Source organism: Sphingobacteriales bacterium (assembly GCA_016706405.1).
Taxonomy (GTDB): domain Bacteria; phylum Bacteroidota; class Bacteroidia; order Chitinophagales; family UBA2359; genus BJ6.
In genome coordinates this window covers 315,336-330,752 of sequence record JADJJT010000001.1, presented here as the reverse complement: position 1 = coordinate 330,752, position 15,417 = coordinate 315,336, and the positions used below count along the sequence as shown (strand labels likewise).

At 40.8% G+C, this 15,417-nt stretch carries 12 protein-coding genes; 4 read left to right on the top strand and 8 right to left on the bottom strand.

The features are described 5' to 3' along the window. Positions 1 to 49 precede the first annotated feature (49 nt). Positions 50 to 583: a dihydrofolate reductase gene (locus tag IPI59_01410; protein ID MBK7526227.1), complete on the top strand. Its 534-nt coding sequence runs from the start codon at positions 50 to 52 to the stop codon at positions 581 to 583. A gap of 16 nt (positions 584 to 599) precedes the next feature. Here IPI59_01410 and IPI59_01405 read toward each other — a convergent pair whose 3' ends face one another. Together IPI59_01405 and IPI59_01400 are read right to left on the bottom strand one after the other, a co-directional pair. After that, positions 600 to 1,490: a YitT family protein gene (locus IPI59_01405; protein MBK7526226.1), complete on the bottom strand. Its 891-nt coding sequence runs from the start codon at positions 1,488 to 1,490 to the stop codon at positions 600 to 602. A 166-nt stretch (positions 1,491 to 1,656) separates the two neighbouring features. Continuing rightward, positions 1,657 to 2,448, bottom strand: a complete 792-nt coding sequence (locus IPI59_01400) for an OmpA family protein (GenBank protein MBK7526225.1) — start codon at positions 2,446 to 2,448, stop codon at positions 1,657 to 1,659. A gap of 150 nt (positions 2,449 to 2,598) precedes the next feature. Here IPI59_01400 and IPI59_01395 point away from each other — a divergent pair, with 150 nt between their 5' ends. Next, the gene (locus tag IPI59_01395) at positions 2,599 to 3,840 is read left to right on the top strand and encodes a DUF1015 domain-containing protein (GenBank protein MBK7526224.1); all 1,242 of its coding nucleotides are present in this window, start codon (positions 2,599 to 2,601) and stop codon (positions 3,838 to 3,840) included. 135 nt (positions 3,841 to 3,975) lie between these two features. Here IPI59_01395 and IPI59_01390 read toward each other — a convergent pair whose 3' ends face one another. From IPI59_01390 to IPI59_01375, 4 genes are all read right to left on the bottom strand, one after another. Beyond that, positions 3,976 to 4,923, bottom strand: a complete 948-nt coding sequence (locus IPI59_01390) for a tryptophan 2,3-dioxygenase (protein ID MBK7526223.1) — start codon at positions 4,921 to 4,923, stop codon at positions 3,976 to 3,978. Between the two features lie 175 nt (positions 4,924 to 5,098). After that, positions 5,099 to 5,728, bottom strand: coding sequence for a hypothetical protein (locus IPI59_01385; protein ID MBK7526222.1), 630 nt, complete (start codon positions 5,726 to 5,728; stop codon positions 5,099 to 5,101). A 42-nt stretch (positions 5,729 to 5,770) separates the two neighbouring features. Next, positions 5,771 to 6,391 carry a hypothetical protein gene (locus IPI59_01380; protein ID MBK7526221.1) on the bottom strand — a complete coding sequence of 207 codons (621 nt, stop codon included), beginning with the start codon at positions 6,389 to 6,391 and terminating at the stop codon, positions 5,771 to 5,773. 43 nt (positions 6,392 to 6,434) lie between these two features. Further along, a complete protein-coding gene (locus IPI59_01375; GenBank protein MBK7526220.1) occupies positions 6,435 to 7,892 on the bottom strand; it encodes a hypothetical protein in 1,458 nt (485 codons plus the stop codon). A 536-nt stretch (positions 7,893 to 8,428) separates the two neighbouring features. On the opposite strand from IPI59_01375, the gene IPI59_01370 reads away from it, so the two are divergent. Then, positions 8,429 to 8,869, top strand: coding sequence for a nucleotide pyrophosphohydrolase (locus IPI59_01370; GenBank protein ID MBK7526219.1), 441 nt, complete (start codon positions 8,429 to 8,431; stop codon positions 8,867 to 8,869). Here the strand turns inward: IPI59_01370 and IPI59_01365 are convergent. Continuing rightward, positions 8,866 to 9,015, bottom strand: a complete 150-nt coding sequence (locus tag IPI59_01365; GenBank protein ID MBK7526218.1) for a hypothetical protein — start codon at positions 9,013 to 9,015, stop codon at positions 8,866 to 8,868. The genes IPI59_01370 and IPI59_01365 overlap by 4 nt on opposite strands. A 15-nt stretch (positions 9,016 to 9,030) precedes the next feature. On the opposite strand from IPI59_01365, the gene lpxB reads away from it, so the two are divergent. Beyond that, on the top strand, positions 9,031 to 10,176 hold the full coding sequence (lpxB, locus tag IPI59_01360) for a lipid-A-disaccharide synthase (protein MBK7526217.1): 1,146 nt from the start codon (positions 9,031 to 9,033) through the stop codon (positions 10,174 to 10,176). Between the two features lie 180 nt (positions 10,177 to 10,356). Here the strand turns inward: lpxB and IPI59_01355 are convergent, their stop codons facing one another. Further along, complete coding sequence (locus IPI59_01355; protein ID MBK7526216.1) at positions 10,357 to 15,345, bottom strand: tandem-95 repeat protein; 4,989 nt, start codon at positions 15,343 to 15,345, stop codon at positions 10,357 to 10,359. Positions 15,346 to 15,417: the final 72 nt, after the last annotated feature.

Here is a 15,417-nt window from a genome sequence, read left to right as displayed (position 1 = left end):
ACGCAATTTTACTAATTTTAGGCCAAACTTAGAAACAAAATTTTTAACCATGCTAATTTCGTTAATTGCAGCAGTATCAAAAAACCGGGTGATAGGGCTGGAGGGTGAGATGCCCTGGCATTTAAGTGCCGATTTAAAATGGTTCAAACAAACTACTTTGGGACATTGTGTGATAATGGGGCGCAAAACTTTTGAAACCTTTGGCAACGGTAGCCCATTGCCCAAACGCACCAACATAATTATTACCCGGCAAACAAACTATAAAATGCCGAACAATTGTTTATTGGCCAATAATTTAAATAATGCCTTAAAAATTGCCCATAACTTACAGCAAACCGAAGTGTTTATTATTGGTGGTGGACAAATATATGCGGCTGCCATGCCTTATGCTCATAAACTTTACCTTAGTTTAGTAGCGGTAGATGTGCCAAATGGCGATACTTTTTTTCCGGAAATAGACGACAAACTTATTTGGCATAAAACGTTTAGCCAACACCATCCTCCGGATAAAAAAAACGATTACCCTTTTGAAATGACTATTTGGGAGCGATTGACCCCGCCGCCTCTACAATTAAAGGTCTAAGGTCTTTTTTAGAGCATTAATGAAGGGGGCGTCTTTTAATCATGCCGCCTTTGGTATCTTTAATGGGGTGTTGTACCACAAAAGCTTCGGGGTCAATTTTTTCAATTTCGAGCAATAGTTTGCTAACCTCGAGGCGTGTAACCACACAAAACAACACTTTTCGGTTTGTATTATCAACACTACCTTGTTTGCCGTAGCCACTCTCGGATTGATAAACGGTAATGCCGCGCCCTAAGGTATGGGTAATTTCTACTTGTATCGCCTCGTGTTGCAACGACACAATGGTTACGCCTATATACTCTTCGATACCATTAATAATAAAATCGACAGTTTTTGATGCTGAAAGGTAAGTTAGCATAGAGTACATGGCCGTTTCGACACTTACCAAAAAGGCCGAAAAAGAAAATAAAATTACATTAAAAATGGTAATAAAATCGCCTACCGTCAAGGTCGATTTCCGGCTAACGGCTACCGCTAATACTTCGGTGCCATCAATAACGGCGCCGCCTCTAATGGCAGAGCCAACGCCCGCTCCTAAAAAAAAGCCACCAAAAACGGCAATCAAAAGTTTGTCGGCGGTAATAGTCCAAAAGCTAATAAAATGTACTAACAAAGCCAAGCCCAAAATGGCCAAACTGCTTTTAACGGCAAATTCTTTTGAGAACTGTTTATAGCCAATAAAAATAAAAGGTATGTTTACAAGAATAAGTAAAATTGAGACGTCAATTTTGGTTATCATTTCGAGTAACAACGAAACCCCCGTAGCACCGCCGTCTAAAAAATTATTGGGTAATAAAAACCCTTTTAGCCCTATACTTGCGCTGCCAATTCCCGCCAAAATAAAAAGACTATCTTTCAATACCCGCTGCCGCTTAAGGTTTTTAATTTGTGCTAAGGTTCGTTTCATACAAAAAGAATAACAATTTATAAGTTATGATTTTGTAACAATACAAAATAGGTGTTTATTGTTTTTAAAATCCGGATATTTAATTTTGATGCGTCCGGATTGTTTTTAATTTTCCGGATGTATATAGATATGAATAAAAATTGCCTTGCCCTGTCTTGTCTTAAATTTACAAAGTATAGACTAAAACAATGCTTACTTTTCGGTTTTGGTACATGGGCTGTTCGGGATTTTGCAGCCATTGATACCACGAGTACGAAGAGGCCGAAAATAGGCTGGGCGGCAGTGTTTTACTTTTTTGCAAGCAATATCGCACAACATTATTAGCGCGTGCGGCGGCCAGGTCCCAGTTATCTTTAATACCGCGCTTCGACAAGGGGCTGTTGGGGTGGTAATGCACCGTTAGCGAGTCGGTATGCCCTTCAACCTGAATATGTCGGTAAAGTGCCGTGGTATTTTCGGTGCTACTTGTGAGCTGTTGTTGTGGCAGTTGTCCGGATGTTTTGTTTACCACTTGTAAAAACCTATCTAAGGCCAACATACCGCGGCGGCTTAGTGTGTCTTGGCCAACCTCAAAAAGCAATTCTTCGCCAAAATTAAGGCGTTGCAAATTGCCATTTAGCTGCCAGTTTACTTGGTTGGCGGCAATTTCGGCGGCAAATTCGCGCTCAAAAAGTTGCAAAAATTGAGCTTGTTTGGCGCGCACCCCCAATAACTCAAGCGTGCTACCCGATGCAAAATAATGATATACCAACATAAACAAGGCAACTATAAAGGCAGCGGCAAATAAATCAACAAATCCCGGATACCACAAACTGGCATCTGAATCTGTATCTGTGCTTAAAGTATTTCTGTAATTGTAGCGGCCTTTAAACACCATAGGTAGTAAAAAAATGAAACTATTTGTTGCTTGTTTGCCTTGTCCTGTAACAAGAAGGGCAAAAATAACTAAACATTGCACAAACACAAAACAAAACTGTATTTTTATTGTTTTAACAATGAAACATTTATAATATAACACATCTGTTTAAAATATTTTGCCCCCCTATTGCTTGCTTGTATAAAGTGCCGGGTTTAAATATGGATGGAGTAATAACCTAAAAATTAATTTATGACTGTATTAAAATCTTTTTCCGGATGGCGCCCCCAAAGCGATGCCATTGCCAGCCAGGTCGCCGCACGTCCCTACGATGTGTTAAATACCGCCGAAGCTAAAGCCGAAAGCAATGAATGGTCGTTTTTACATATTAGCCGCAGCGAAATTGACCTGCCCGCCGACACCAATCCTTACGATAGCCAGGTATATGCCTTAGCCCGGAAAAATTTTGAAAATTTTGTAGCCCAAAAAATATTAACTCGCGATGCCACGCCTTGCTTGTACGTATATGCGCTTACTATGAATGGCCGCACACAAACGGGTATTTGCGGCCTTAACAGTGTTGCCGATTATGAAGCCGACTTGATAAAAAAACACGAATTTACCCGCCCCGAAAAAGAGCAAGACCGCATTAACCACATGATGGCCACCAAACTACACAGCGAGCCTATTTTTATGGCTTACCAAGCTTTGCCGGCTATTGACGCTATTGTAAACCAGGTAACAACAGCCCAACCGCCTGCTTTTTCGTTCACTACTGCCGATAAAATTGAACACCACCTTTGGGTTATTGACCAGCCAAACACCATAAAACAGCTCGAAAACCTGTTTGCCACCCAAGTGCCTGCTATTTATATTGCCGACGGCCACCACCGCGCAGCCTCGTCGGTTAAAGTGGCACTACAACACAAACAACTAAATGCAAAACATAACGGTACTGAGGCTTACAACTATTTTTTATCGGTACTTTTCCCTGATAATCAATTGCAAATAATGGACTATAACCGCGTAATTAAAGACTTAAACGGTTTAAGTCCCAATGAATTTTTAGCGCAGCTCGATGCCAATTTTGCCGTAAAAAAAATGACAAACTCCTTTAAGCCAAGCTTAAAACACATGTTTGGCTTATACATGAACAAACAATGGTATCAGCTGCAAGCCTACCCCCACACCTATAACGACAAAGACCCTATTGCCGCTTTAGATATTACACTTTTATCAAACTATGTTTTAGCGCCAATTTTGGGCATTAAAGACCAGCGAACCGATAAGCGTATTGATTTTGTAGGTGGAATACGGGGTATGGCCGAACTGCAAAAAAGGGTTGACAGCGGCGAAATGGCTTGTGCTTTTTCGGTGCCGGCTGTTAGCATTAAACAACTTATAGATATTGCCAATACCGGACAGGTAATGCCCCCAAAATCAACGTGGTTTGAGCCTAAACTGCGAAGCGGTTTAGTTGTGCACGAGTTTTAACCTTGCTTGTTAGGCTTGTTTGCTTACAGGTGCTTTAAGTAAGAATAGCCAATTTTTTTTATCCGGATAAAAATTAATGCAGTACGAATGTGCTTGGGTTAGTTTATCCGGATATTATTTTATCTGCGCTACAATTTATGCTTCTTCGTTTTCGCCCCAGGTTGCCAATTCATCGGCACTCCACAAACTTGGGAAAAAGATACGTCTTTGGTATTTAGGCAACATATATTTACGCCAATCGCTGCCGCCGGTGGCTTCCCCACCGCCAATATATTTATAGGCTGCGTGGTAATGCGCCATAACCCATTTTATATTAACGGTATAGTCGTAGTGGCGCATCATGGCAATTAGGTCGGGGTTATTGCGGGTGGCTTCGGGCAGTGTTTTGTATTTGGTATAGAGGTTGGTGGTGTTATACCCCTCCATTTTGCTTAAAAACAGGGTTTTGTATTTTGCCTCAAAATTAGTAATAAGAAGCGATTTTTTGCCTGTTGCGTGGTCTTTTCCGGCGGCTTGCCAGTACAGGTGGTCGTAGGCATGTTCGTAGGGAGTATTGCGGTCAATGGTTGCTCTAAAACGGTAATCAATTAAATTTATAAGCTCGGTCGAGGCAAACTCAATCATCCGGTATTGTGCACTTTGAAAACCACTGGCGGGCGTAAGGGTGTTTCTAAACTTTAAAAATTGGGCAATTTCCATTCCGTCGCCCATAATATCAAACGAGTTCGATAGCATATCGAAATAGCGGCTTATGCGGCGCAGTTTTTCTATAAAAAACGCTGCTTCAAGCTGGGTTGTATTGCTTATTTGGTCAATTTCCCACAAAATCATTTTAAACAACAGTTCGTTAATTTGATGGTACATAATAAATACCATTTCATCGGGTAGGGTGGTGCGTTGTATTTGCAGGTTAAGCAACGAGTCGGTTAAAATATAGTCCCAATAGGTAATAGGTTTTGCCCAAAGTAGCCCCTCTAAGTGGGTGTCGGTGTTTTGGTCAATAGCCACGTATTTTTGGTCAATGCTTTGTAGCAAAGCAGCACGCTCGTTTGTTAAAGATGATGATGTTGTTGTTGTGGACATAGATAAAGTAAAAAACAATATAAACAAATAAACAAAATACTATTTAGTGTGGTTGGTCTTAAATTTACGCCTAGATTTTGCGTTGGGCAATACTACAAAGCGCAAAATTACAATTTATTGCCGCTTTTCATCCTAAAATCTTCCTTTGAAATGACACCTAATCCGGTATATGGTTTTATTTGGGGTTGGTTCTTTTGGCTAATAGTTTCATTGTATATCCATAAATAAGTCCGGCAATTGCCCAGCCAAAAAATTTAATGATTGTGCTTGTTAAGGTAATACTTTCGCTGAAAATTAAAGGAGCTATAAGGGTCATAAAAATAAACATAAACAGGCCCCAGTTAAGCCCTTTTCTCACCCAGCCATAGCCTTCAAATGGGCTTGGAACATTTTCTAAATCTAAGTTTTTATACCTTTCAGGTTGATTTTTAAGCCAAGCCTTCTTCCACTTGTCTTTGAACCAAATCCATATTGGAAAAGTTAAGGCGAGCAGCAAGTAACTTGTAAAATTAGTCAAACAAGGAATTGTTTTGCCGCAATTATCGCAGTAAAGCCCAAACCAATTTTTGAAGGCGTTATTTTTTGTTGACCATTTAAGCCCCGAATGAATAGTTTTGCAGTGAGGGCAGGGAACTTTCGTTTTTTCTATTAATAGTTTCGAAGAGTTTTTTTCTACCAACATTATTTTCGGGATTCTTTGCCCTAAAAATAATTCGTTGATTGCAATTACCGGATTAATAAGCCAAAGAAGCGTTAATGGCTGCTTCCAAGTCCAAACTTTAAATTTTGATTTATCAATTTCCATTTTTATAATTATACCAATTGAACGAAATGGATTAAGAACTGCTTATTTGCAAATTAATACCAAAGGTGGGGCCTTAAAAAGGTTGCTAAAATGGTTGGCCCGGTCTTTAATTTGAACGGTATAATGAATAGTATCGGCTGGCGGGTACAGCACTTCAGTTATTGGCGAGCAAGGCACATCGTCGGGGTTTACCGGAAGGCAACAACTACCGTCATTTTTTTCAATGTCTATATAGCCTTGCAGGGTTTTATTTTTGCCCGGAGGGGTTAAATACGGTATTTTATACTTAAAAGTAAACTCGGTACGGTTGTCGGTAATAAAGGTATTGTCTTCGGGGCAGGGCGGGTCGTTGGGGTTGGGCGGGTTAGGGCAAATTTGCCCTATATCGCCATCGCCGTCTGTAAAATGTATTCTGATAGTAAATTTGGTTTCTTGCTCGTTGGTGGCAAAGGGTGTTTGTTTAATGGTATCGGGCAAAATTTCGACCTGCGTGATAATTGGCTCAACAGGAAAAGTTTCGGGTTTAACACATCCAAATCCGGATATAGCAAGTATAAAAAACACAGTTGTCAGGGCAATGGCCGGGGCAATATATCCGGATAGATAAATGCTGCGGAGTTTATAACCATCAAACAACTTGGTTTCAAAAAAAATAATTCTCATATTATTTAGTCAGTCGGTATGTTTTTTTATTAGGTTGTTTTTTTTACGGGCTGTTAAAGGTTGCTTTAACCAATAGCAACTCGTTTCGGTTTGTAAAAGCGGGCAATATGGCTTCGCTGTCAGATATTTGACGCACATACCTTGGCGCAATGGTAAGGCTGCGTTCGCGGGTATTTAGCAGGGTTAGCACTTTATAGTCGCCTTTATAGGTTAATTGATAGCTGTTTAAATTGGTGGTGCTGTTAATGTCTTCGTTAAACAATAGTTGCAGGTTTTTTCGGGTATTTACCACCCCAAAAGATGAGTAGTAGCCGCCATCTTTCTCGGAGTATTGTTTTTTAAAAAGTACCTGGTCCCATAGTTCGCTGCCATCGGGATTTATTGAAAAAATAAAAATATCTTCGTAATAATAGCTGGTTATGGTAATAGATTGCCTTGAATAGTAATTGTCGAACGTAGAGCGGGGCAGGTTTTGCTGCGAGGTAAAAAACGATTCGCCGACAAGTAAAACGCCGCCGTCATTGCGCAATACCAAATCTTTAATTGCCAAACTGTATATTTTGCCCCTGTCGCGGTATTTTACGCTAATTTTATCGCGTATATCGTTTATGCGGTCGGTTTTAAAGGGCATAAAAATTTTTTGGCTTAGGGTGTAATTGTCAAAATCAATAAACATATAAAAATAACCATTGCTATAATTTTGGTTTTTTTCCGAGTAAAATCCGGCGGCTACTAAGCGGTTATTTTTGTTATCGGGTTTAAAACGTATATCGGTTAATTGATAGTCGCCTTTTTCAATTTCAATTTCTTTTTTTTGGCCGGCAGGTTCAAAAATAGCTAATTGCAGGTTATTGTATTGCCGGGTATCGTCTAAAATAGTGTGCCTAACCTGTGCTTTTGTTAAAAATACAGTTCCTTTATTGTTGGCAAAAACCTCTAAAAATTCGTATTTTTCGGGTATAGTGGTTGTTTGCCTTTGCAAAAGGGTTAGGTTTGCAGGGTCAATGGTTAATACCTCTACGTTGTCTAAGCCGCTAAAACTGTAATTCGAGCGGATGATGGCAAAATGTTGTTTGTTTTGCGAAACGGTTATTTCGTAGCGCGTAGGGGTTATGCCAAACCGCATTAGGGCGGTATCAATGGCTACGTCTCGTATAATAGGCAGTACGTCGGGGCGCATCAGGCAGGCGTGTAAAATTTTATTTTTGCGTTGGGTAGTGGTAAAAAACAGCAGCACGTTGCCCTCGGCGGTAAGGTTTGCCTGCACCACCTGAAGTCTTTTGTGTTCAAACTGCAACTCTTTGCGCCAGCGCAAATCAAGGCTAATTGGGTCATAAGCTTCTATTATTTGTTGGCGTTCGCCCCATTTAAGTAATAAAATACCCTCGACAGTTTCGCCCAAAACATCAAAATCGGTAATACGCCCCGAAAGGCTTTGCGGGCGCGAGTATTGTAATGTTTGTGCTAAAACGGCATTAAAAAAGCCGGTTGGCAACCACATTAACAAAAGTGTTATTACCAACAACCTCACCTTTTTATAAACTAAATGATACATTTTTTTTAAGTGCTGCAAGTTAATTTTTGTTTTACTCGTCCGATATACATTTTTTTTAGCTACTAATACAATTGCGAATATTAACAGGGCTTAATTTAATGGTACATAACGCAAAACAATTAGCAGTAGTTGGTTGTTGCGACAAAACTACATAAAACACCTCAGCTAAATAGTATTTTGCTCAATATTTTTTAGCAAACATAAACACCAAAGGGCAAATACCAGAAGATATTTAATTTATTAACTTAATCAGCACGTAAAATTGCCTGTTTGTTTTAAAGCTAATAGGCAGCTAAGATTAAAACCAAAACAAAAAACTTACCTTTGCCTTGACAATTAAATGATTAATTATTTGTTTTTTTGGTTCATCCGGATAGTTAGCAATTTTTCCGGATAAGCTGTCGCACGTAGGCACCCGCTTAACTCGTATATACCTATCGAAACAAAAAAATCAAACCAAACTCAAAATTCAAAACTAAACCATGCCCATATTAAGCGACGATATTACCCTGCGCCAATACCAGCAAAGCGTACACCAGTGGATTACCAGCACCGGCGTTCGATATTTTAACGAATTAACCAATATGGCTATTTTAACCGAAGAGGTGGGCGAAGTAGCTCGTATTATGGCAAGGCTTCACGGCGAGCAATCGTTCAAACCTAATGACGATACGGCTAAGGCGCCCCTCCAAAATTTAGCAGACGAGATGGCCGATGTATTATTTGTACTTACCTGTATTGCCAACCAAACCGGAATTGACCTTACGGAGGCCGCACACCGCAATTTTGCCAAAAAAACAAACCGCGATGCCCAACGCCACCAACTCAACCAAAAATTAAACCCACCACAACTGCCCACCCCACAACCCCCGCCTGATAATGCCGGCGCATTGCCACCTCCTCCCCAACAAATTGATTTTTAATTGTTTTTATATTTTATAATTAGCCCAAAACCATCAGCCAATAGCCAATAGCCACCAGCCAAAAGCCACCAGCCAATAGCCACCAGCCAATAGCCAATAGCTAAAAGCCAATAGCCAATAGCTACCAGCCAATAGCCACCAGCCAAAAACCATTTACAGCCATGAAATACTATCTTATCGCGGGCGAGGCATCGGGCGACTTGCACGGGGCCAATCTTATGCACCAACTAAAAACCCTCGATGCCAACGCCCAATTTAGGTGCTGGGGCGGCGATTTAATGCAGGCTGCCGGTGGTCATATAGTAAAACACTACCGCCACTTGGCTTTTATGGGGTTTGTAGAAGTGGCGCTGCACTTGCGTACCATATTAAAAAATTTGACCTTTTGCAAGCAAGATATAAAAGCGTTTAACCCCGATGTTGTAATACTTATAGATTATCCCGGATTTAATTTGCGCATAGCAAAATTTGCCAAAAATGCCGGATACAAAGTTTTGTACTATATATCGCCGCAAGTATGGGCTTGGAAAAGCTCGCGTGTTAAGGCTATGAAAAAACATATTGACCATTTGTTTGTTATTTTGCCCTTCGAAGAGGCATATTACAAGCAAAATTGGCAATGGCAGGTAACTTATTGTGGCCACCCCCTGCTCGATGCTATTGCCCAACGCTTGCCTTCGTCACAAACAGTTAGCCCCCAAAGTTTGGATTTGCCTGCTAACCAACCTATTGTAGCACTGCTTCCCGGAAGCCGCAAACAAGAGCTACAACGCATACTACCCGTTATGTTACAAGCAGCCACTTATTTTAAAGACCTTCATTTTGCCATTGCTGCTGCTCCCGGATTGCCCCTTACGTATTACCAACAATTTTTAGAGACTTTGCCCCAAAACTGCTCTGTTTCAATTTTACAGGGCAAAACCTACGAGTTGATACACATAGCTACCGCTGCCTTGGTTACGTCGGGCACAGCCACCTTAGAAACCGCCCTAATTGGCACCCCGCAAGTAGTTTGTTACAAAACTAATGCCCTTACCTTTAAAATTGCCCGGTGGTTAGTGCGAGGCATTAAATATATATCGTTGGTAAATTTAATAGCCGATGCCCCTGTTTTGCCCGAGCTTATACAAAACGAGATGACCGTTGATGCTATTAAAAATAATTTAACACCACTTTTACATCCGGATAACCCCATCCGGAAAAAACAACTGGCACACTACCACCAATTACGGCAAGCCTTAGGCGGTGAGGGTGCATCTGCACGAGTTGCTCAAAAAATGTGGCATCTATTAACTACAAAAGCATAGCTAAAACAACCCGCTTGGCACTTACCCTTGTTAAAACCTTCCCCAAAAAAGACTTAGCCCCATTTTACTGGGGCTAAGTTCAAGCAACTATGAAAAAAAGCACTACCTCAAATTTGTGGGGGGACTGTTTTTGTATTATAAATCGTCCCTGAATATAATTTTATAAAAATGTTTCTTTGCTTACCTTACTACTTCAACAAAGGCACTCCGCTTTTCGGGGGCTTGCCCGTTTTTAATTAACTCTAATACAAGATAATAAGTGCCATCGGGAACTGGCGAATTGTTTTTAAGCCATTGTCCTTTCCATGCTAAATTATTGTTGTAATTGGCAATTTTATAAACTGCATCGCCCCAGCGGTTTACAATAAATAAGTTTACATTATCATAATTGTCTAATCCGTCAATAATTAATTCGTCGTTAATATTGTCGCCGTTTGGCGATATGCCATTAGGTATGGCTAACAAAGTATCTTCGCCGCCGTTGGTTTGGTCTTTTTTAGTAATGTTTACAATTACGGTTGCTTTGTCGAAAACATCGCCTATGCACAGCATATATTTAAACGAGTCAATACCAATAAAATCAATGTAAGGGGTGTAAGTGGCTAAGTTTGTTATAGGGTCAAACTCGGCGATGCCATTTATAGGGTCGGCAAAAATTTGAACGGCATAGGCCATGTCGGCATTATAGGTATCGTTTTCTAAAATTTCAATATCAATAGGTTTATTTATTTTGGTAGCAACAGAATCGTCTTCGGCAATTACTATAACAGATGAAGGTTGTTTTTCGGTTACAGTTACAATTACCGTTGTTGTTGCGGTGCTGTCATTTTCATCTTTAATGGTATAAGTAAAGGTGTCAATACCTATAAATCCGGGGTTAGGGGTGTATTTTACCTGACCGTTTTCAATTACCACTTGTCCGTTAGTGGGCTGGGTAATACTGTCCACAGTTAGTACATCGCCGTCGGGGTCGGTGTCGTTGGGTAATACGTCTATTAGAATTTCGGTGTCTTGTTCTAAGGTTGCCTCATCGGGGTTAGCTGTTGGAGCATCCGGAGTGGGCAATACTTTTATATTTATATTAATTGTGTCGCAAAGGGTTAAAGTTTCGTCGCAGGCAATAATTACCCATTCGTCGTTGCCTTTATAATTTGCGTTTGGCGAGTAGGTGATACAATTATTGGCATTGTTTTGAAAATATGGGAAACCGTTTTGGGGCATATTTTGTACTATAATGGTATCGCTTACAAAGGGTAAGGTCATGTAGGCATCTATGCAAAGTTCAATATCGGTATCTTCCGGAGTTTCGGCGTAAATATCTATATTTTGGTTGCTGTTAACTACATAAATTGTAACATAAGCCGTATCGCAAAGCGATGGGTTGCCGTTGTCGCAAACGGTATAAACAAAATAATCATTGCCTTCAAAACCTATATTAGGATAGTATTTCACTGTGCCGTTAGGTTGCAAAATACTCGATCCGTTAACGGGTTTGGTTATGAACGTTACACTTAGGGTTTGACCAGCGTCGGGGTCGGTGTCGTTGTTTAACAGTTCTATATTAACGGGTGTTTCGGGGAGGGTAGTTTTTACATCATCGTTGGCCGTTGGGGGGGTGTTAGCAGTACCGTCGCCTACCAGCACCACCACCATAGCGGTAGTGCAAAGCCCTTGTGGGTCGCAGGCATCGTAGGTAAATATATCTTCGCCGGTAAAGCCGGGGTTGGGCGTATAGATTAGTAAGTTGCCGTTTTGCTGCAAATTGCCATTCGATGGGTTATTGAGGTTTGAAAGTGTAAGCGGCTCGTTTTCGGGGTCGGCATCGTTGGCTAAAACGTCTAAGTTTATCGCTTCATCCGGATTAGTTTGATACAGGTCGTTTACCGTAACGGGAGGTTCGTTGGCATCCGGATTTAAGGTAATTACAGTCACCAATGATTTATCGCAGTTATTGGTTGGGTCACAAATTTCGTAAATAAAATAATCCGAGCCTATATAATCCGGATTGGGGGTATAGGTAAGGGTTCCATCCGGATTTTCAACTACTTTGCCGTGTGTGGGTTTTTCGGTTGCTTTGATATAAATCATTTCGCCAGTATCATTCAATATAGGGTCAAAACTTACCGGATTATTTTTTAAGGTATAGTAAATATCCGGAAAAGCATTTGGTTTTTCGGCCATATAAATAAAGGCAATAGCAGTGTCGCACGCGCCTAAGGGGTCGCAAACTGAGTAGGTAAAAATATCGTTACCCATATAATCGGCATTAGGCGTGTAAACAACTAATTGACCAATTATTTTAGTGCTGCCATTTGCCGGCGGAGTAATAATAGTTATGGTTAATTCGGCTTTATCGTTGTCGGTATCCATGTCGTTTTCGAGCACAAGTACCGATACGGCAAGATTAACTACGGTAAAAGCGGTATCGTTAACGGCAATGGGGGCATCGTTTACACTACCTACACTAATTTGAACATAAGCGGTATCGCACAACGAGGGAAGGCCGTTGTCGCACACCATATAAGTAACTGCATCGGGCCCTTGATAGTTTTCGGCAGGCAAATAAACCAAGTTATGGGTTAGCGGGTCAATTGTAGCGGTGCCATGTTGTGGTTGTAGTACTATACTTGGCGTTAGCTTGTCTTGTGGATTAGGGTCGGTATCGTTGCTTAAAATATTGATGGTCAAATATTCATTAGGTGCGCCTGCTGCTACGTCGTCGTTAGCTATGGGGGCATCATTAGGCAAGGGTTGACCTATGGCAATAACAACAACTGCATCATCGCACAAGCCTTGCTGGTCGCAAACTTTGTAGGTAAATTGGTCGGTACCAATATAGCCATTGTTGGGCTTGTATGTTGCCGAGCCATCGGGGTTAATAGTTAATTGCCCGTTTTTAGGTACTTCGATAATTTCGGGCAGGGTTAACACATCGCCTTCCGGGTCGTTGTCGTTGCCCATAATATTAATAATTACTTCTGTATTTAGGTCGGTGTTGGCAACATCATTTATTGCGTTGGGTTTTTTGTTGCTGCCGTCGTCTAAAACGGTTATACTTACCAAGGCTTCGTCGCAAACATTATCGCTGTTGCATAAAATATAAACAAAAGCATCGGTGCCCGCGTATCCGGTTTTAGGCACGTAATTAATGCTGCCGTTGGGCTGTACCGTAGCCCACCCATTCATTGGAGCAGTTTTTAGGGTAATAGTACCTGGGGCTTCAAAAACATCATTGTTTTTAACGTCTATGGTAAGAGGAGTATTAAGCGTTGTTGTTACTACGTCGGGTTTGGCATCGGTTTGCGAGGCCGTATGCACTACTTTTATGGTAACGGTACCCGTATCGCACTTGGGGGTTATTTTGTTGCAATCGCTACAGGCAATGTATTGCAGTACATCGGTTCCGATATAATTACTGTTTGGTGTGTATTTTATGGTTCCATCGGCATTTACGTTGGCAATTCCATTTTTAGGATTTAATATAATGGTTGGTTCTAAATTGTAGCCACAAAAATCAAAGTCGTTATTTAAAACCGGTATCGAGGCGTTGGGAGTTTGGGCGGTATTTATTTCAACTGCATCGTCAACAACGGTTGGTTTTATACAGCCTACATTAACTTCAACTTTTACGGTGTCGCATATATTGGTTGGGGTATCGCAGGCAATAATTGTAACGGTATCAACGCCTTCAAATCCGGGCAATGGAATATATTTAATACAGGTATCACTTAAAATATGCAAACTGCAATTAAAAGTGGTTGAGGCATCTATTATTTTTTTTGATTCCGAATCGGCAATATTACAAAACGCTGCACAAAAAGTTACCGGCGTTAGTTTGGGCGTACAATACTCGTAATAATTAGTACAAGGCTGGTTGATGTAGATGGTAACTGTTGCATCGTCGCATATATTGTTGGCATCGCAAATAGTATAAGTAAAAAAGTCTTGGCCAATAAAATCCGGATTGGGCAGGTACAAAAAGCCATCGGCAGTTTTTGTTACCACCCCGTTTGCTGGTTGGGTAAATTTATTAATCGAGAAGGTGTTCCCATCCAAATCGTAATCGTTTTTAAGCGCGTAAATGGTTACGGCCACGTTAGGGTCGGTGGTGGCTTGGTCGTCAACGGCTACGGGTGGGTTTGTGCCGCAATTTGGGTCAATGGTAATAATAGCCAAGGTGGTGTCGCAACTGTTGGCAGCATTACAAGCTATAAATACAACGGTATCAATACCTGTAAAAAATGGATTGGCAAAATAAGTAGCACAGCCTAAGACAGGTTGGTTTACAATACCTTTTTTAGTAGTAGCACTTTGTTTGGTAATTTCGTTCGGTTGCAGGGTGCAAAAGGCCGGGCAAATATCAACACTTCCGGTTTGGGTAATGCACTCGTAAAGGTCGGTATTGCAAGGCGCATCGGGTTCTTGTATTGTAATATTAACAAGGGTGGTATCGCATTTATTACAAGTGGCCGTATTGGTACAAACAACGTATTCAAAAACGTCGGTGCCGTAATAGTTGGTGGTGGGCTTATAAAATACCTCAACACCATTTTGAATTGAAAAGCTACCATGCTCCGGAGCTTTAACAATGCTTGCTATTTGGTCTATAGCCTCACAAATAGCGTCATCGTTTTGGGTAACGGCCAAATAAGCGCCATCGTTATAATTATTGTTGGCATTTAACAAACTGCCATTAAAAATAACACCAGTTTTGGTAAACAATACCTCATCGGCAACAGCTTTGGGGGCATAACACCCAAGATAAACCAATATTATTGATTCAGAGCAAGCCGGAGGGGTTTGTTTGTCGCAGACAGTTATTTTTACCGTATCAACGCCTTCTAATCCGGGCAATGGGGTGTATTTTACACAATTATCGTTTAGTATTTTTAAGCTGCAATCGAAAGTGCTATGAACTTCTGTTACCTGCCAGGCATCGCCATCGGGGTCGGTTATTTCGGTTAAACACAAGGTAATTGGTTTAATGGGTATTGATGTTGTGCAGGTAGTATAAAACTCGGTGGTTGGCGGGCTATTTTGCCCCCATGCCAATAAACTGGCGCTTAAATTTACTACTATTAAAAATAATAAACAGGCAGTAAATTTAGCCAAGGCATAACGGCCTGACCATTTTTTTATTTGTAATGAAAAAACAAAAAAGGTATTCATCGGTAGTTGCTTTGTCAGATGGTTGCTGAGTAAATATTATTATGTTTTGTTGGCAATGCTTAGTTTTTTTTA

Coding starts and splice junctions, on each gene's coding strand:
- IPI59_01410 (MBK7526227.1), top strand. CDS start 50: ATGCTAATTTCGTTAATTGCAGCAGTATCAAAAAACCGGGTGATAGGG.
- IPI59_01405 (MBK7526226.1), bottom strand. CDS start 1,490: ATGAAACGAACCTTAGCACAAATTAAAAACCTTAAGCGGCAGCGGGTA.
- IPI59_01395 (MBK7526224.1), top strand. CDS start 2,599: ATGACTGTATTAAAATCTTTTTCCGGATGGCGCCCCCAAAGCGATGCC.
- IPI59_01390 (MBK7526223.1), bottom strand. CDS start 4,923: ATGTCCACAACAACAACATCATCATCTTTAACAAACGAGCGTGCTGCT.
- IPI59_01385 (MBK7526222.1), bottom strand. CDS start 5,728: ATGGAAATTGATAAATCAAAATTTAAAGTTTGGACTTGGAAGCAGCCA.
- IPI59_01380 (MBK7526221.1), bottom strand. CDS start 6,391: ATGAGAATTATTTTTTTTGAAACCAAGTTGTTTGATGGTTATAAACTC.
- IPI59_01375 (MBK7526220.1), bottom strand. CDS start 7,892: ATGTGGTTGCCAACCGGCTTTTTTAATGCCGTTTTAGCACAAACATTA.
- IPI59_01370 (MBK7526219.1), top strand. CDS start 8,429: ATGCCCATATTAAGCGACGATATTACCCTGCGCCAATACCAGCAAAGC.
- lpxB (MBK7526217.1), top strand. CDS start 9,031: ATGAAATACTATCTTATCGCGGGCGAGGCATCGGGCGACTTGCACGGG.
- IPI59_01355 (MBK7526216.1), bottom strand. CDS start 15,345: ATGAATACCTTTTTTGTTTTTTCATTACAAATAAAAAAATGGTCAGGC.